The organism is Paenibacillus lautus NBRC 15380, assembly GCF_004000945.1.
Classification (GTDB): domain Bacteria; phylum Bacillota; class Bacilli; order Paenibacillales; family Paenibacillaceae; genus Paenibacillus_AQ; species Paenibacillus_AQ lautus.
This window is the reverse complement of sequence record NZ_BIMF01000001.1, coordinates 760211-777538: the sequence shown is the minus strand read 5'-3', so window position 1 is coordinate 777538 and position 17328 is coordinate 760211. Positions and strand designations below refer to the sequence as shown.

At 47.8% G+C, this 17328-nt stretch carries 17 protein-coding genes and 1 riboswitch; of the genes, 16 read left to right on the top strand and 1 reads right to left on the bottom strand.

All coding sequences use genetic code 11. From position 1 onward, the window contains the following. Positions 1–65: 65 nt before the first annotated feature. From PLA01S_RS03370 to PLA01S_RS03315, 13 genes are all read left to right on the top strand, one after another. The gene (locus tag PLA01S_RS03370) at positions 66–725 is read left to right on the top strand and encodes a response regulator transcription factor (protein WP_127590046.1); all 660 of its coding nucleotides are present in this window, start codon (positions 66–68) and stop codon (positions 723–725) included. Between the two features lie 3 nt (positions 726–728). Further along, complete coding sequence (locus PLA01S_RS03365; protein WP_127590045.1) at positions 729–2129, top strand: sensor histidine kinase; 1401 nt, start codon at positions 729–731, stop codon at positions 2127–2129. A 61-nt stretch (positions 2130–2190) separates the two neighbouring features. Then, on the top strand, positions 2191–3279 hold the full coding sequence (locus tag PLA01S_RS03360; RefSeq protein ID WP_127590044.1) for a hypothetical protein: 1089 nt from the start codon (positions 2191–2193) through the stop codon (positions 3277–3279). 199 nt (positions 3280–3478) lie between these two features. After that, a complete protein-coding gene (locus tag PLA01S_RS03355; RefSeq protein ID WP_127590102.1) occupies positions 3479–4900 on the top strand; it encodes an N-acetylmuramoyl-L-alanine amidase family protein in 1422 nt (473 codons plus the stop codon). Between the two features lie 39 nt (positions 4901–4939). Then, positions 4940–5956: a zinc-dependent alcohol dehydrogenase family protein gene (locus PLA01S_RS03350; RefSeq protein WP_127590043.1), complete on the top strand. Its 1017-nt coding sequence runs from the start codon at positions 4940–4942 to the stop codon at positions 5954–5956. 212 nt (positions 5957–6168) lie between these two features. Further along, a complete protein-coding gene (locus PLA01S_RS03345; protein WP_127590042.1) occupies positions 6169–6825 on the top strand; it encodes a sigma-70 family RNA polymerase sigma factor in 657 nt (218 codons plus the stop codon). Between the two features lie 26 nt (positions 6826–6851). Further along, on the top strand, positions 6852–7277 hold the full coding sequence (locus PLA01S_RS03340; protein ID WP_246059293.1) for a GNAT family N-acetyltransferase: 426 nt from the start codon (positions 6852–6854) through the stop codon (positions 7275–7277). A gap of 358 nt (positions 7278–7635) precedes the next feature. After that, complete coding sequence (locus PLA01S_RS03335) at positions 7636–8802, top strand: bis-aminopropyl spermidine synthase family protein (protein WP_127590101.1); 1167 nt, start codon at positions 7636–7638, stop codon at positions 8800–8802. Between the two features lie 62 nt (positions 8803–8864). After that, positions 8865–11000: a DNA topoisomerase III gene (locus PLA01S_RS03330; protein ID WP_127590040.1), complete on the top strand. Its 2136-nt coding sequence runs from the start codon at positions 8865–8867 to the stop codon at positions 10998–11000. Positions 11001–11102: 102 nt separating this feature from the next. Beyond that, positions 11103–11240, top strand: a complete 138-nt coding sequence (locus PLA01S_RS31845) for a hypothetical protein (protein ID WP_012819087.1) — start codon at positions 11103–11105, stop codon at positions 11238–11240. Positions 11241–11469: 229 nt separating this feature from the next. After that, positions 11470–11733, top strand: a complete 264-nt coding sequence (locus tag PLA01S_RS03325; RefSeq protein ID WP_100540290.1) for a DUF1294 domain-containing protein — start codon at positions 11470–11472, stop codon at positions 11731–11733. 118 nt (positions 11734–11851) lie between these two features. Next, positions 11852–12286, top strand: coding sequence for a universal stress protein (locus PLA01S_RS03320; RefSeq protein WP_127590039.1), 435 nt, complete (start codon positions 11852–11854; stop codon positions 12284–12286). A gap of 191 nt (positions 12287–12477) precedes the next feature. Beyond that, positions 12478–12756 carry a winged helix-turn-helix transcriptional regulator gene (locus tag PLA01S_RS03315; protein ID WP_127590038.1) on the top strand — a complete coding sequence of 93 codons (279 nt, stop codon included), beginning with the start codon at positions 12478–12480 and terminating at the stop codon, positions 12754–12756. Between the two features lie 53 nt (positions 12757–12809). On the opposite strand, the gene PLA01S_RS03310 is transcribed toward PLA01S_RS03315, so the two are convergent. Next, positions 12810–13421: a histidine phosphatase family protein gene (locus PLA01S_RS03310; RefSeq protein ID WP_127590037.1), complete on the bottom strand. Its 612-nt coding sequence runs from the start codon at positions 13419–13421 to the stop codon at positions 12810–12812. A 579-nt stretch (positions 13422–14000) separates the two neighbouring features. Then, positions 14001–14102, top strand: a riboswitch (purine riboswitch). A gap of 195 nt (positions 14103–14297) precedes the next feature. Here PLA01S_RS03310 and purE point away from each other — a divergent pair. From purE to purB, 3 genes are read left to right on the top strand one after another with little or no spacing between them, the layout of a single operon-like run. Beyond that, positions 14298–14783, top strand: coding sequence for a 5-(carboxyamino)imidazole ribonucleotide mutase (gene purE / locus PLA01S_RS03305; RefSeq protein ID WP_009592351.1), 486 nt, complete (start codon positions 14298–14300; stop codon positions 14781–14783). Next, positions 14780–15967, top strand: coding sequence for a 5-(carboxyamino)imidazole ribonucleotide synthase (gene purK / locus PLA01S_RS03300; protein WP_127590036.1), 1188 nt, complete (start codon positions 14780–14782; stop codon positions 15965–15967). Before purE ends, purK begins: the two co-directional genes overlap by 4 nt. A gap of 3 nt (positions 15968–15970) precedes the next feature. Beyond that, on the top strand, positions 15971–17266 hold the full coding sequence (gene purB / locus PLA01S_RS03295; RefSeq protein ID WP_113061551.1) for an adenylosuccinate lyase: 1296 nt from the start codon (positions 15971–15973) through the stop codon (positions 17264–17266). Positions 17267–17328 lie beyond the last annotated feature (62 nt).

The window sequence follows — 17328 nt, the reverse complement described above, 5'->3', positions numbered from 1 at the left end:
TATTCATAGCTACGGAGCCTAAGAACTTTAAATATTTAAACAATGCAATGTATGGAGGATTAATGATGGCAAAAATATTGGTAGTTGAAGATGAAAAACCGATTAGCGACTTGATTACAATGAATTTAAAGCTTGTGGGGCATCAGTTTTATAAAGCTTTCAATGGGGTAGAGATGCAGACAATTCTGGAACAGGAGAAGGTAGATCTAATTTTGCTCGACGTTATGTTGCCTGGTTTGGACGGTTTTGAGCTAATGAGACGCAATCGGCATCTTAATGTTCCAATTATTTTTATTACCGCTAAAGATTCATTATATGACCGCATTACAGGGTTTGAACTCGGCGCGGATGATTATATTATTAAACCTTTTGAAATTTTAGAGCTGCTTGCACGCATAAATGTGGTTTTACGTCGAAACGCACAGGAACATGACGGATTTATTGCGGAAGGGGTTGATGTCCGTTTGGCGGCACGGAAGATTTTTAAAAACGGACAAACTGTCGAGTTGACTGCAAGAGAGTTTGAACTGTTGGAGGTTTTGATTCAGAACAGAAATATTGCGTTGTCCAGGGAAAAGCTTTTGGAGCTTGCATGGGGGTATGAATTTGAAGGTGATACCCGCACCGTAGACGTACATATCAGGCAGCTTCGCAAAAAACTAGGCTGGGAAGATCGGATAAAAACGATTTATAAGCTTGGTTACCGTCTAGAATCGGAGGGATGAGGCATGCGATTTTGGCAGAAAACACTACTGGTCGTGCTTATCTTATTCATCCTGACCCTTGATGTAAGCGTAATTATGATTATGAAAAAAAGTGGGCGTCTTAACATGGAAAGAGAGATTCAAAGGGCTTCGAGTGAGCAGGCATTAATTGCCAACAACATCTATGAAAATTTGAATTCCATAAAATCCCGGGGAATGTCCATCAATGACACCGTATTATATGATGTTGCACGGTCTTATGCAGACTATTATCGACAGCAGGGAATCACTTTACAACTGTGGGATCAGGGACAGTTAGTGTATAGCGACGAGTCTGCTACAAATGACATGCCCGCAATACGAAACGAACAAGCAGATGAAGAAACGGTGCGCAAAGTTATCATATCTAAAGAGCTGCCAGCTCCTTACGATCACATCTTGCTGACATACCGGCGGGATATCGAAGAGTTGTATGCCAAACAAGCCGAATTAAATCGTTATTTTGTTTATATCAATTTTATTGTCAGTCCAATTCTTATTATTTTGCTGTATATCCTGATCCGACAGTTAACGAAACCTTTGCGGTTATTATCTGATACGACCAAAAATATCGCAGAAGGAAATTATCGTGAGCGGGTGACTTTAAAAAACAACGATGAATTTGGTGAATTGGCGCAAAATTTCAATAGAATGGCCGAAGCTGTGGAACGTCATGTAACCGAGCTTTCTACTATGGCTGAGGCAAAGCAAAGAATTGTCGATAACCTGGCTCACGAATTGAGAACCCCCCTGACAAGTATGCAGGGTTTTGCCCAATATTTGAATTCCGCAAACATCGGCGAGGAAGAACGAATGACGGCCAGTGGTTATATCTGGAGCGAAACATTGCGCTTGAAAAACCTGGTCTTTAAGCTGCTAGATCTTTCCATCCTAAGTCACCAGCCGATAGAACGTACACCTGTGTCGGTTGTTGATCTGTTTGAATCCGTCCGGCGAACGGAACACAATAATTTGGAGATGGCTGGTATTGAACTTGTCCTGCAGGCTGAACTCGACAGCGTATGGGGGGATCGTGATCTGCTAGCGTCTTTTCTGATCAATTGCATTGAAAATTCAATTCACGCTTCATCCGAGGGTTCCGAAATCAGACTTCTCGCTTATGAACAGAATTCCACAGCTGTACTGGAGGTGCGCGACTTTGGGAGAGGTATGAGCGCCAAGCAGGTGGAACATGCGTTTGAGCCATTCTATCGAGTGGACAACGCCCGTTCGAGAGTACATGGAGGAGCAGGACTTGGTTTATCTTTATGCCGTCAAATTGCGGAGGCGCATCAGGCGATGTTGTTCCTCGAATCCGAGGAACATATCGGCACAACCATCCGAATGAATTTACAACTTCATAACAACAACCTTCTAACTCGATAACATATTTAAATTAAGGTATACATAGGCGGCCAAGCCTATTTAAAAAGTGGAGGTTTTAACTGTGAACAGAAAGAGTGTCCTAGAGGCCCTCGCTATAATCGCCATTTCTGGCGGATTGCTTGCAGCCAGCACGCTGGCTGTCCTGCATTTGGTTCCCACGCCGGTACCTGAACTCTATGGGGAATCTAAGCGGCAAGGAATACCTGCAATGACTTTAGCAAACAGCGAGATACCGATTTTAAAGGTAGAAGCGCCAATTCCAGCAACGACAGTTAAGGAATATCTGGAACAAACGATGACGGACGAGGATATTCAACAAATCTATCATTATTTTGACAACATCAAGATTGAAGTGGAAGCAAGTAACCGTAAAATGACCGATCAGGAGGCTAAAAGGCTGAAGGTATTGAAGGAACAATATATTTATGAAGGTATTCGTCCTCAAAAGCCTTTGCCCCTCAAAGAGGGAAACTATAGTTTCTATTTAGACTTGAGTAAAGCAACTTATGTATATCCCGAGCGGCTTCTGACAGAGGAGGAATTATTGCAGTATATTGATTGGCACTCCCGAGTGAATTTTGCTCTGAGCAAACGGATTGTCAAGCCCCAGCCCGATTCGAAAGATATAAGTGAAGCAGATGCGTTGGCAAAAGCTCATGACAGTGTCATTCGTCTGTTTGATGTCGATGTCTCCAAACTGAAAGTAACCATATTGTATAATAAATTTGGCCCTGGGCAAATTGGAGAATGGATTGTTCATTTTCAGCCTTACAATGTGGAGAGACTGCAAGCAAGCGCAGAAACTTATTTTATGTATGATGTATTCATAGATTCCTTGACTGGGAATGTGATAGATACCACTCTTTTCAATTCTAACTATAAGAGAACGCCCATCACAGCGGCTTTGAAAGAGCAGATCAAACAGGATCACAGCTGGATCGATGCGGCTAAAACTATAGTAAGAGAGAAACAGGGTGAAACTCGTGCGATCACAAATACGTCATTCATTGAGGATGTCAAATATGATCAACGTGGTGTTGTAGCCATATCTATCGCCTTGGAAGACGGTAACAAATATATAACAGAATTGCGATATCCCGAAAAAACGTTACGATGTCTTATATATGAACCGGTTCCAAAGAAGATATAGTCATAAGATATGTTTTATATAAAACAGAAAAATGTTGCACGTGATAACAGAGAACTCTTTCAGAATTGGTTTGTCTAATTAAATCATCTACAATGTATCACCAGACAAAATCCCATTTCTATTATGAAGTGGGATTTTTGCGTCCATAAACGAATGTATTAAAAATATGTAGCAAAAGAAATCATAGTAGAGGTGCATGATGAAAAAAGCCATTCTTATATTGTTTTTATCCCTATTCTTTCTTATCATTTTACCAGATCAAAGCCATGCAGTAGCTAACGAATCTAAGATCATATTAGACGGTCAGGAAGTGATTTTGCCTTCTGATGTCCAGGTCACAGTGATGAATAAGCATGTTATGATCCCAATTCGTGTTGTTGCTGAGAATCTAAAGTTTAGAGTTAATTGGGATCAAAAATCGCATCTTGTAAAAATCCAGCAAAATTCAAAGATAATCTCTTTACATGTTGACCAAAGAGAAGCGAAGGTAGCAGGGAAGCCTGTATTACTGGATATTGCTCCTCAAATTCTGAATAAAAGTGTAGTCGTTCCGATACGCTTCGTAAGTGAACAGATGGGACTATCAGTGAGTTGGGACAACAAAGATAAAATTGTATATCTGACAAGCAGCAGCGTTAATTATGCTCAAACTGAAGATCCTGCTCCCCATTCAGAAAACAATGAAAAAGTATCGTTAAAACATATAAACGAAATTAATTTTTTGAATAACCAACTCGTTATAAGCATGGATGGGAAAGTTAACCCAATCATTTCTAATTTAAATGACCCTGATCGAATTGTTATTGATTTACCTAATACAACGTTTGGTGATTTATCTCAACCATTAGATTCGGGATCTATGGCTAAGTTGGATGTTAGTGGTCAACCCAATGTATCGGAAGTGAGATATTCGTTATTTAATCGTGATCCAGATCAAATCAGAATCGTAATTGAATTGAAACGCGATAGTATAATTCAAGTTAATCATGAATTTATCGGTGATCAACTGATTATTGATTTAACTGATACCAGCGATTTCGAATCTCCTATTCAAGCGCCATCGGCAGGTGATCAGGGCAGAAAGATTGTAGTGATCGATCCGGGACATGGAGGAAGTGATCCGGGGACGACAAGTATCTCTAATAAACATGAGAAGGATTTTAACCTTGCTTTATCTCTAAAAGTACAAGAACTCCTTTTGAAGGAGCCTGAAATCGAAGTATGGATGACCCGCGATAGTGATGTGTACCCTACCCGAACGGAACGTGTGCAGCTCGCCAATAAAATAAATGCCGACGTATTTGTATCTATACATGGAAACAGTGTTCTCGAGTCACCTCAAGCCAATGGTACAGAGACTTACTATTATCAGCGAAGCAGCAGTAAAGAGCTGGCTGATGCTATTCACAAGCGTTTAATTAAAGCAATGGGGCTGAAAGACCGGGGTGTAAAAGATAACAGTTTTCAAGTCATTAGAGAAACGAAGATGGCTGCTGTTCTATTGGAAGTTGGGTTCTTGAGCAATATCTCCGATGAAAAAGCGATGCTATCCAATACCGTACAATACAAAGCTGCTCAAGCTATTGTCGATGGGATTAAAGAATATCTGAGCATCAGGTAAGGAAAACTGACGGGCTGCCCTGGATAATTCAATAAGGAAGTGAGACGCATTAAGGAGTTTATTTCTTTACAGTATAAGAAGTTTGGACATCCTCTTGAAGTGTTGGAATTAGAACAAAGGGTAGACGATATACAACTTCAGCACGACGAAATAGTGGTTCGAATGATTCTTAGTCCAATCAATCCTTCTGACCTAATTCCGATTCGAGGTGCCTATAAACATCGAATTCAGCTGCCAGCAGTACCAGGATATGAAGGGGTTGGTGTTGTTGAAGCTGTTGGTTCATCCGTAACAACATCCCTTTTAGGTAAACGGGTACTGCCTCTACGTGGTGAGGGAACTTGGCAACAGTACGTGAAAACGAAAGCCAATCTTGCAATTCGGGTTCCCGTTGAAATTGATAACGAAACAGCAAGCCAAATGTACATTAACCCTATGACAGCGTGGCTTATTTGTACAGAAGAATTGCGGTTAAAGTCTGATGATGTGTTAATTGTAAATGCTTGCGGTTCTGCTATAGGACGTATTTTTGCACAGTTTTCAAAGGTGTTTGGATACAGATTGATTGCGGTGGTAAGAAATGATAGCCATACCCAGGAACTGTATTCGCTTGGTGCTTGGGCGGTAATTGACACGTCTAAAGAATTGCTTGTCCATAGAGTTTTGGAATTGACCTGTGAGATGGGGGTAACGGCGGGTATTGATAGCATTGGCGGGCAAGATGGACACGACCTTATTGAGTGTATCCGTCCAGGTGGCACAGTCTTAAGTATTGGTCTTATGTCAGGAACCCAAATGAATTGGGCTCAGATACACCAAAATCATTCTAATATCAGAGTGAAACCGTATTGGCTTAAAAGATGGATTGAAGGTATCTCCGATGTTCGGTGGCATGAAACTTTTGGTGATGTATTCAAATTGGTGATAAATGGGAAATTGACTATTCAAGCACCAAGAACGCATTTTAGTCTACGGGAATATGAGAAAGCCATTATAGAAACTCAACAAAGTGGTCACATAGGGAAAGTGATTTTGGAACCATTTTCATTCAACTAACGCGCTAATGGTCTTCGAACGCATTTATGAAACTAAAATCATTGATTCTTGAGAACTTGATTCAATATGGAAATGATTAACGAAAATATGCGAAAATGAAGGTGATCTAACCAAGTTTTTAATAAATAATTTAACTTGCGTGAACCTGAGCACGTTCTCAGGCATCTAACTTATGTAAGGCCAAGGAAGTGTTGCAAAGGAGGTCTCACAATGTGAACAAAAACAAGAAATCCAATATAGAGCATGATGTTCGGCTTGCCAAGCATGGGGATCGGGAAGCCTTTGGCAGGCTGATCCTTGCTTACGAGCGTAATTTGTACGGTTTGGCCCGCCTATATCTGAAGCGGGAAGAGGATTGCGCGGATGCCGTACAGGAAGCGATTGTTAAATCCTTCATCGCTATCCCTACCTTGAAAGAGCCTGCTTATTTCAAAACATGGCTGTCCCGTATTCTCATTCATGAATGCCTGCAACTGCTGCGCTCCCAGCAGCGGCTGCGCACGGTTGAACCTGCCAATGGCGTTTACGATGCACTGCCACATGAAGCGATTGAACTGAAGGAAGCCGTGGCGCATCTGGAATACGAACTACGCAGCGTCATTCAGCTTCACTATTACAGGGATATGCCGATCAGCGATATCGCCGAAATCGCAGGGATACCGCAAGGAACGGTGAAATCCCGGCTGTACCGGGCGCGCGCCATTTTGGCGGAAAGATTGGATCCCTCCACGGAAAGGAACGTGAGCCATGACCCGATAGTAGGTAAGGAGTCGAGTCGGAATGACTTTGCTCCTATCATAACGATCCGGACCGCTAGGTTTATCGGGGCTTACGATATCATTGACAGATCATGGGGTGTTGCGGCTTAATGGGATCGAATGCGAATGTTAGATTGATGGACAAATCCGACCTTGAACCATGCTCGGAGCTGATGCTCAAGGTCTTTAGCGGCGAACCCTGGTTCGACCAGTGGGACTCCGTGCTGCATGCGCAGCAATACCTCGCGGAATTCATGGACAATCCGGTTTTTTTGGGATTTGTTATCGAACAGGAGGGCAAGATCCTGGGAGCCTCTTTTGGTCATACGAAGAGCTGGTATAGCGGTAAGGAATACTATATCCAGGAGTATTTTATCGATACCGATCTGCAGGGCAGCGGATTAGGCTCAGCACTGATGAACGGAATGAAGGCATACTTAAGTTCAGTTCACGTTCATTGCATGGTATTGCTTACAGAAAAGGATCTTCCGGCGGAAGATTTCTATCGGAAACACGGTTTTGAAGTGAAGAAGGATATTATTTTTATGGCCAACAGGTTTTAGTCGGCAGGATTCATATCGAAAATAGGGGAGCTGTCTTGATGTCGGTGCGTGTTCTTAACTAACCAAATTTTATAGGACTCTGGCTTGTGCTTTTTGCGGCAAAAACCCACTTTATGTGAGGTTTATTTGTCATGGCGCGATGGCTTTGAGTCCACCTGGTTAAGAACACAACAGCCATCCCTTATATATTGACTGTACGGCCGTGCCTAGGGCACGGCTTCCCGCTCGGGGGACAGAAGGTGGACGATGGTTCATAGACTTCTGTCCTTTTTTCATGACCGAGCACGTAAGGGGGTCACGTGTGTTCTTTTCCAGGGGCAATGGCAACACCATATCTCAGGAAAAGAGCGTGAATCACATGATCCATTATATAGAAGAAGTGAAAACCAAGGTTTCTCTGCAGGAGGGCGTCCAGGTGATCGAACAGCTGCTGGTCGCGAGTTATATACGGCCCGGTATATCAACCAAAGAGCTGGCACGTCATACGTATCTACCGGTTCCGGTCGCTGCGGCGATCAAGAAGGAGCTCATCAAGGCAGGGGCTCTCATTCAAGAGCGGGGGGTGCGCTGCACCTCTGCCGGGAAGCTCTATGTCGAACAAAAGCTGGGATACGGAGGAATCGATATAGATTTGTATCAAAAGCTACTAGCCGGCGACACCGATTGGCGGACTGAGCTGTCGGATCTGCTCGCAAGACTTACCGAGATTCTGGAGCTGCGTCCGCAAGTCGATGTACAGATCGACCAATCCCAGTGCACGGTAGAGACGAGTCTAAAGAGGGCGATTCTGTCTCTGAGGGAGCACAGCTTGATCGGGAAAAACATCCTGTGCGTGGGCGATGACGACCTCGTGAGCATCTCGCTGGGCCTGCTGCTTAAACGGCTGTTTCCGAACGCAAAGGACCAGAGAGCCGACATTACCGTAATGGATATCGATGAGCGATTCCTCCGGTTTATCCAGGGCGCGGCTGCAAAAGAAGGCTTATCGGTTACATGCAGGCATATCGATCTCAGGCAGCCTTTACCTGAGGGCTGGGACGGACAATGCGATTGCTTCTTCACGGATCCGCCGTACACGCTTCAAGGACTGACCCTGTTCTTGTCCAGAGGCATTAGCGCATTGAAACGCGAGAAGGGATGCCCCATCTTTCTCTCCTTTGCACATAAATCTCCCGATTTCACATGGTCCATGCAGCGGGAATTCGTCCGTATGGGTGTTTCGGTAAAACAGGTGCTGCTTCATTTTAATCAATATATAGGAGCGCAGATGATCGGCAATAGCAGTCAGATGATCGTGCTAACAACGACGGAATTTACGGCGCCTCATATTACGGATACTTTCGAGGATGAGCTCTATACAGGCGAGGTTAGGCGAACGGTTCGAACCTACAGATGCATCCAATGTCAGGGCGAGCTGCAGGTGGGCGTGCAGGGTGATTTTTCCACGATTGAGGATTTGAAGAAGCAGGGCTGTCCGGTATGTGCCAATCCTACGTTCACATGGCTGGCTAAGAAAACGATCTGACTTATCTTTGTGGAAACAATCGAGGGGAGGTTATAATAGGGGAACAGAGGAAGGGGAGGGCTATGAAAGTATTAGTATTGGCTGAGAAGCCGTCCGTTGCGAAGGAAATTGCGAGAGTAATGGGCAGCCGCGAGAAGCAGAAGAATTATTTTGAAGGACCGAAATATATTGTGACCTGGGCGCTTGGACATTTGGTAGGACTTGCGGAACCCGAGGACTATGATAAGAAGTACCAGACTTGGGTTCTGGAGGATTTGCCGATCCTGCCGGATAACACAAGGCTTAAGGTGCTGAAGGAAACAAGCCACCAGTTCAAGACGGTTCAGCATCTGATGAAGCGCGCGGACGTCGGCGAGATGATTATTGCCACGGATGCCGCTCGTGAAGGGGAACTGCTTGCGCGCTGGATCCTGAAAATGGCGAAGTGGAACAAGCCGTTCAAACGGCTGTGGATTTCTTCCCAGACGGATAAGGCGATCAAGGAAGGTTTTGCATCACTCAAGCCGGGGCAGCAGTTTGACCGGCTGTATGAGTCCGCACGCTGCCGGGCGGAAGCGGATTGGATGGTTGGACTGAATGTGACGCGTGCGCTGACGACCAAATTTAATGCACAGCTGTCGGCAGGCCGGGTTCAGACGCCAACGCTCGGGATGATTATGGACCGGGAGAAGGAGATCGTGAATTTCCGCTCCCAGGAGTATGAAACGCTGCAGGCGGATCTGGGGAGCTTTGAGGTATCGTGGCGTCCGTCCGGCGGAGACGGTCGTTTATTCGAGAAGGATAAGGCGGCCAAGCTGAAGCAGAAGCTGGAGGGCAGCACTGGAAAAATCGTCAGCGTGAAAAAGAGCGAGAAAACCGAACCGCATCCGCTGGCATACGATTTGACCGAACTGCAGCGGGATGCCAACCGCCGATTCGGGTTCTCGGCCAAGCAGACCTCGAATGTGCTGCAGCGCCTGTATGAGCAGCATAAGCTGGTCACCTATCCGCGTACGGACAGCCGTTACCTGACATCCGATATGGTCGGAACGTTGAAGGAAAGACTGTCGAGCATTGCGATCGGACCGTATGCGTCCATTGCCCGCCCGCTGCTGCGCAAGAATTTATCGCCAGGCAAACGGGTCGTGGATGACAGCAAGGTTACGGATCACCATGCCATCATTCCAACCGAACAAACCGTGCTGCTGAATCAGCTGTCTGTCGATGAACGCAAGCTGTACGATCTTATCGTACGCCGGTTCATCAGCTTGTTCTATCCTCCTGCCCGCTACGATAACGTATCGGTTACCGTTCAGATTGAGGGGGAGCAGCTTTACGCGAAAGGGACTACGATCAAGGACAGCGGATGGCGCGAGGTATACGGCGGCGATTATGATGATGACGCTGACGACGAGCAGGACGATGTACAGGGCCAGTCTTCAGGCAAGCTCCTGCCAGAGCTGCGAGAAGGAGAGTCGGTGAAGGTGGTCCGCTGCGTGCTGAAACCGGGACGTACCCAGCCGCCGAAGCGTTATAACGAAGCGGCGCTGCTCTCCCAGATGGAGAAGCACGGGCTTGGAACCCCCGCGACCCGGGCTGATATCATCGAGAAGCTGGTGAGCTCGGACACGATCGAACGGCAGGGGCAAACCCTCCATCCGACAGGCAAAGGCAAGCAGCTGATTGAGCTTGTCGCTCCAGAGCTAAGAACCCCGGAGCTCACGGCGCGCTGGGAGGCCGAGCTCGAACGGATCGCAAAGGGGCAGGGCAAGCCGGAACCGTTCTTGCGCGGAATACGGGACATGACCAAGAAGCTGGTCACGGATGTAAAGGGAAGCGATGCGGAGTACAAACCGCACAATGTTTCAAACAGCCACTGTCCGGATTGCGGCACCAGGCTGCTTGAGAAGAAGACCAAGCGCGGCAAGCTGCTAGTATGTCCGAGCGACGATTGCGGATACAAGCGTTCAGGCGAGAAGCGTCTGTCCAACCGCCGCTGCCCGCAGTGCCACAAGAAGATGGAGATGAAAGAAGGCAAGGCGGGGCTGTACGTGCAGTGCCTTGGCTGCGGCATTACGGAAACGCTGAAGAAGGACGCCAAGCATGTGAACAAACGCGAGGAGCGGAAGCTCGTGCAGCAATACAGCAAGCCGGAGTCGATCGGCTCGAACCTGGGCGACCTGTTGAAGGCGGCCCTTGAGCAGAAGGGGAAGGAATAGTCTGCAATGGTGCATCTCCCAAGGCTTGAAATGCGTTTTTCTTGCCGTTGTTAGCATAACCTCGGGTGCAATGGCTCATCCTACGGACAGGGGGTGATTTGCATGCCGAATCATAAAGCAAGAAAAACCGAAAACCAGCAGAACAAATCAAGCATTCTTGAGGAGAGCAAGACCCTCAAACCGAAAAAGGCTGCAGACTATGTTCCAAGCCTGAATGAAATATCCAAGAATGAATCATAAGTTTTCGTAGTGGTTGAGCATGATCTGGTTGTCATTATGCCGGACACGGGTCCGTTGAATTTATGATCTCGGCCGTGTCCTAATAATGGCATGATAGATGGCTTGGTCATGGCTATTATTTAGCCGGCATTGTCTTCATTAACCTGCGGTTTTATAATAGCGGTAGAACGTAAAGCGAATGGCTGATTGGGCAAGATCGCTCAGTTGGAATGGGGGTGCGTGAACCAACGTGAGACCTGCACTGATCGTTTGGTTTATTTTTATCAATGCGGTAGCCTATCTGGTCATGTCCGAGGATAAGCGGCGTGCCCGATTGGGACGGGATCGCGTTCCGGAGAGAACGCTGTTTCTGTTGGCTGCCATTGGCGGGGCCTTGGGTGTATGGATTGCCATGTACCGCAAACGTCATAAAACGAGGCATTTATCATTTAAACTGGGAGTGCCGCTGTTGTTAGTTGTGAATGTCGCGCTATACACGTACTTCTGGGGATAAGTTTGTTTAATCTGAACTACATAGGCATCACAGCAAGTCAGCAAGCTCGTTTCATATCGGTATGAAGTTGTTTAATAATAAGTAGTAGGTCTTTTAATTATAGAAAGAGGTGGCCTGTATGCTTTTTACTAAAATTCTTCTAGCTTACGACGGCTCCAAAGCAGCGAACAAAGCGCTCGGACGTGCGGTTGAACTTGCCAAGGTAACGCCGGGAGCTATGCTGGATGTCATTCATGCTTACGATTTTCCGCGTTTTTTCGTTGGGGAAGGGCTTGCCCCGATTCCAGCTTCACTTAATAAAGATGTCTACGATCTTGCCGTGCAGACGACAGATGAAATCCGCGAGCGGATTGAGAAGTCAGGCGTCACCGGGCAGGTGGAGATGATCCAGGGTCCTCCGGCTGAAGTCATTCTGGAGTACGCGAATCAGAACGGCAGTGATCTTATTGTCATCGGCAGCCGCGGTCTTGGCGGCATCCGCGAGTTTGTACTAGGAAGTGTCAGTCATAACGTGGTGCAGCATGCAAAGATTCCGGTACTGGTCGTAAAATAAAGTTTGTTGGGATAGTGGGACGCTGAGGCGTCCCTTTTTTTAAGAGATAAGAAATGATAAACGTCAGAGGCTAACTCTCTTTATCTCGCAAGAAAAACCTTCCGCTAAAAGCGTCTGCCTTAGAGAAAGTACGTCGATGACGTTTATCTTATAGCAGCCAGGGTAAGTGTTTTTTGTATGAGGAGGTTCGTATGGAAATTTATGTTCTAATTATATTAGTTGTTCTGGTCGGTCTTATGGTCTCCAGCCGAATGACGGCAATGGAGAAGCGAATGAAGCAGCAGCAGAACACGTTAAATCAAATTGCAAACCAACTCGGAATACCCGAGCCGCCGGTTCATGCTCAAGTCAAACGGCTGCTGGCGGATGGACAGGATATTAAAGCGATTAAAATCGTAAGGGAAGAATTAGGATTGTCTTTGATTGAAGCCAAGCAATATGTAGATGCAATCAAGTATGGCGAGCAGTAGACTATGTTTTTTTCAGTGAACAGGGCGTGATGGAAAAGGCAGGTTTCTTTCGGTTATAGATGAGGTGTTGCATTCTCCAGGGTAAGCTCCCAACGTCCGCTGCGGTATTCGATCTTGTGCAGCCCGGTGTTCGCCGCCGGGAAGAATGGATTCTTATTGCTCCAAGCCATATCCTTTATCATATGGTAAATGATATTGATAACTCCCCCGTGAGTGACAACCAATACGTTCTCATGATCGTTAACCGCAAGCTGATCCAGGCATAAACTCGTGAAGGTTTCCTTAATCCGCATAAAATTCTCTTGGGGGCTTTCACCGCCAGGGTATTTTTCGTCCATCCGTAAGCTTGAAAAATATAATCCTGGATACCTCTCCTCTGCTAAAGAGTGAGGTATTCCAGCGAGCAGACCGTTATTCATCTCCCTCCAATCCTCAAAAGCATGGAATGGGAGGCCAAGCTTATCGGCAATGATGGCGGCAGTCTGATCGGCTCTCTGCAAATCGCTGCATACGATCCGATGGATATCAAAATCATGACGATGTTGATCTAAGTACTTCCCCAGCTTCTCCGCTTGCCGGATTCCTTCCTCTATGAGTCCCCGCTGGCTCCAACCACCGCGGTACCCTTCTTCATCTTGACCATGCCTTACGAGATAGATAGCCATTGGTTCCTCCTAAGAATAGATTCTGTTTGTGGCATTCAAATATAAACGTCGGGTTAGATGTTTTGTGGTATTTAATATTAGTGACGGTTGTTAAGAATTCGACATTCGCTTTTATCTTCCTTGTAAGTAACCACAATTAAAGAGCAGAATATGCCTTATTTTATTCTGCGATAATACTTTTCCCTTACCCTCTATGCAGCAGCAAAAAAGGTGCTCGCTCCAGCGGAGCGGACGAATCGTGGATGGAGAAGCGCCAGCGTTCGCCTTTAAACACGGGAAACAACCCTATATGGTTCAATCCAGTTTCCCGTGTTTAACAGCGATCGGAATCACGATGCGTCAGCGCAGCGCTGCCAATGCTCCACCCTATGTATTGCTTACAGCTTTTCGTGTCCGACCGTTGCCCACGCCTTTTATAAAGCCCGCAAACTTCAGGACGTTTTTGCTGCTGCATGCTTACTCTCTAGATACGAACATTATTTTTTCTATAAATCCGATTGTTCGTGTTTAGGTTGACATTAGGTGTCAGAAATTGATAAACTGAGGATGTTGAGGTTCAAAATAACTTATGAAGCGTGATTGATGAAATTTAATATTTCTCGTATAAAGCCGGGGATATGGCCCGGAAGTCTCTACCCGGAAACCGTAAATTTTCGGACTACGAGGGAATACAAACGGTGCGGCTACGACGGGGCTTGATTTCATGTTTGCCTCTTTGGCGGCGGATGCGCAAGACTCTTCTGCTTGACGCAGGCAGCAGCGTTCGTAATCCTTGTATGTCCGAGACCTGCACAGACTTTGTGTTTACGGGATCGGACTTTTTTTTCAGCAGTTAACCATACTATTGTCGAATTTCGAAGAAAGCGGGGGTAACTCATGACAGCACAAGTAGGAGTCATTATGGGAAGCCAATCAGATTGGGATACGATGTCCCATGCATGCCAGGTGCTAGACGAGCTTGAAATTCCTTATGAGAAAAAAGTCGTATCCGCCCACCGGACGCCGGACCTGATGTTCCGTTATGCCGAGGAAGCGGAAGGCCGGGGGCTTCGCGTCATTATTGCCGGAGCCGGCGGAGCCGCTCACCTGCCCGGTATGGTCGCTTCGAAGACGGTATTGCCGGTCATAGGCGTTCCGGTTAAATCGAAAGCGCTGAAGGGGCTGGATTCATTGCTGTCGATAGTGCAGATGCCGGGGGGCATTCCGGTAGCAACCGTAGCGATCGGCAAAGCGGGGGCCACTAACGCCGGATTGCTCGCAGCTCAGATTTTGGGCACTTCGGATGCAGGGATTCGGGAAAGAGTGCAAGCTCGCCGTGACCGTATCCGGGATGAAGTGCTGGAAAGCAGCGATAACCTATGATGGAGAACGGAGCACAGCAGACGCGGACATCTAGCAAAAAGCTACTGCCAGGTTCCGTCATTGGCGTACTTGGCGGCGGCCAGCTCGGACGAATGATCGCGCTGGACGGGATCCGGATGGGATATTCGTTCGTCACCCTCGATCCGACGCCGAACTCCCCGCTTGGCCAGATGGCCGAGCAGGTTACGGCCCGTTATGACGATGTGGAGGCTGCCCGGCAGCTCGCGGCGAAAGCCGATGTCATTACGTATGAATTCGAAAATGTCGATGCGGGCGTGGCCCAGCTTCTGGAGGAGCAGTCTTATGTTCCGCAAGGAAGCAAGCTGCTGTACACCACGCAGCACCGCTTGCGCGAGAAGGCCGCGATCGAAGCGGCCGGCGTACCGGTTGCGCCGTATCGTGAAATAACAAGCTTGGAAGATTTACGGTCTGCCGCCTCTGAACTTGGACTTCCGTGCGTGCTTAAGACCGCCATGGGAGGTTATGATGGTAAAGGGCAAGCAGTTCTCCGCAGCGAAGACGAGCTGGAATCAGCCTACAAAGAGCTGGCTGCCAGTGGGACGGAGCTGGTATTGGAGAAGTTCGTGAAGTTCGCGTGCGAGATCTCCGTGATCGCGGCGCGTACGCCCAGCGGCATCGTAAAGAGCTTCCCTCCGGCAGAGAACGTGCATGTCAACAATATATTGCACTTGTCGATTGTACCTGCGCGCGTGCCAAGCGAAGTAAAGCGCAAAGCATGTCAGCTCGCGGAACGCGTGGCTGAAGGTTTGGGAGCTGTTGGCCTGCTGGCCGTCGAGATGTTTGTGACCGAGGATGGGGAGCTGTTCGTGAATGAACTCGCCCCTCGTCCGCATAACTCGGGTCACTATACGATGGAAGCATGCTCAACCTCCCAATTCGAGCAGCATGTGAGAGCGATATGCGATCTGCCGCTCGGGGATACAACGCTGCTGAGCCCGGTCGTCATGGTGAACCTCCTGGGGCAGCATCTGGAGGAAGCGGTACGGCGTTTTGGAGAGCACGACGCGCTTGCAGAGTCTCTCGGCGTTGTGCCTAAGCTTCATCTATACGGCAAGAGCGAATCGAAGTTTAACCGCAAGATGGGACATATCAACCTCCTGTGCGGGGATGTCGATGACGCGCTTGAATGGGTGGAGAAAACTAATATTTGGAGGCAGGATTAAACGATGATTGAACGTTACAGCAGACCTGAAATGCGGGCGATTTGGACCGAGGAGAACAAATTCAGAGCATGGCTGGAAGTGGAATTGTGCGCATGCGAGGCATGGGCGGATCTCGGCGTCATTCCGAAGGAAGATACCGTTAAGCTTCGCCAGAATGCGACCTTTAATATGGATCGGATTTATGAAATTGAGCAGGAAACCCGCCATGACGTCATCGCTTTTACCCGGGCGGTGTCGGAAAGCCTTGGCGAGGAGCGCAAATGGGTCCACTACGGATTGACTTCGACGGATGTGGTGGATACCGCGATGGGATATTTGCTCAAGCAAGCCAACGATATTTTGGAGCAGGACATCCTGCGCTTTATCGGTATTTTGAAAGAGAAGGCACTGGCTTACAAGCACACTCCGATGATGGGCAGAACGCATGGGGTGCATGCAGAGCCGACAACCTTCGGTTTGAAAATGGCGCTGTGGCATGAAGAAATGATCCGCAATCTGGAGCGCTTCCGCCATGCGGCCGACGGCGTGCAGTACGGCAAAATTTCCGGAGCCGTTGGAACGTATGCCAACATCGATCCTTCGGTTGAAGAATTCGTCTGCCGCAAGCTTGGCACGAAGCCGGCGCCGATCTCGACCCAGACGCTGCAGCGCGACCGGCATGCGGAATACATGGCAACACTTGCGCTCATCGCTACTTCGCTCGAGAAGTTCGCTACCGAAGTTCGCGCACTCCAGAAGAGTGAGGTTCGCGAGGTCGAAGAGGCATTCGCCAAAGGACAAAAAGGTTCCTCCGCGATGCCGCATAAACGGAATCCGATCGGTTCGGAGAACATTTCGGGTCTTGCGCGCGTCATTCGCGGCCACATGGTTTCCGCTTACGAGAACGTGTCGCTCTGGCATGAGCGGGATATTTCGCACTCCTCGGTAGAACGGATCATCCTGCCGGACGCTACGATGCTGCTGAACTACATGCTGAACCGCTTCGGCAACATCGTGAAGAACCTGACGGTCTTCCCGGAGAACATGAAGCGCAACATGGCTCGCACGTTCGGCGTTCCTTTCTCGGGCCGGATCATGACGAAGCTGATCGACAAGGGCTTCAGCCGCGAGCAGGCGTACGACACCGTTCAGCCTCGCGCCATGCAGGCATGGGAAGAGCAGCGTCAATTCCGCGAGATCGTGGAATCCACGCCTGAGATTACCGAGGTGCTCAGCGCCGAGGAGATCGAAGATGCATTTAATCCAAGCTGGCATCTGAAGCATGTGGATACGATTTTTGCCAAGCTCGGACTGGAGTAGTTAAGAAATTTGAATTAGGGCCTAAAGGCTCTATGAACTTGAGAATCACTACAACGGAGAAG

Excerpts from the sequence above, each read along its gene's own strand:
- PLA01S_RS03370 (WP_127590046.1), top strand. The coding sequence starts at position 66 with ATGGCAAAAATATTGGTAGTTGAAGATGAAAAACCGATTAGCGACTTG.
- PLA01S_RS03365 (WP_127590045.1), top strand. The coding sequence starts at position 729 with ATGCGATTTTGGCAGAAAACACTACTGGTCGTGCTTATCTTATTCATC.
- PLA01S_RS03355 (WP_127590102.1), top strand. The coding sequence starts at position 3,479 with ATGAAAAAAGCCATTCTTATATTGTTTTTATCCCTATTCTTTCTTATC.
- PLA01S_RS03340 (WP_246059293.1), top strand. The coding sequence starts at position 6,852 with ATGGACAAATCCGACCTTGAACCATGCTCGGAGCTGATGCTCAAGGTC.
- PLA01S_RS03335 (WP_127590101.1), top strand. The coding sequence starts at position 7,636 with ATGATCCATTATATAGAAGAAGTGAAAACCAAGGTTTCTCTGCAGGAG.
- PLA01S_RS03330 (WP_127590040.1), top strand. The coding sequence starts at position 8,865 with ATGAAAGTATTAGTATTGGCTGAGAAGCCGTCCGTTGCGAAGGAAATT.
- PLA01S_RS31845 (WP_012819087.1), top strand. The coding sequence starts at position 11,103 with ATGCCGAATCATAAAGCAAGAAAAACCGAAAACCAGCAGAACAAATCA.
- PLA01S_RS03320 (WP_127590039.1), top strand. The coding sequence starts at position 11,852 with ATGCTTTTTACTAAAATTCTTCTAGCTTACGACGGCTCCAAAGCAGCG.
- PLA01S_RS03315 (WP_127590038.1), top strand. The coding sequence starts at position 12,478 with ATGGAAATTTATGTTCTAATTATATTAGTTGTTCTGGTCGGTCTTATG.
- PLA01S_RS03310 (WP_127590037.1), bottom strand. The coding sequence starts at position 13,421 with ATGGCTATCTATCTCGTAAGGCATGGTCAAGATGAAGAAGGGTACCGC.
- purE (WP_009592351.1), top strand. The coding sequence starts at position 14,298 with ATGACAGCACAAGTAGGAGTCATTATGGGAAGCCAATCAGATTGGGAT.
- purK (WP_127590036.1), top strand. The coding sequence starts at position 14,780 with ATGATGGAGAACGGAGCACAGCAGACGCGGACATCTAGCAAAAAGCTA.
- purB (WP_113061551.1), top strand. The coding sequence starts at position 15,971 with ATGATTGAACGTTACAGCAGACCTGAAATGCGGGCGATTTGGACCGAG.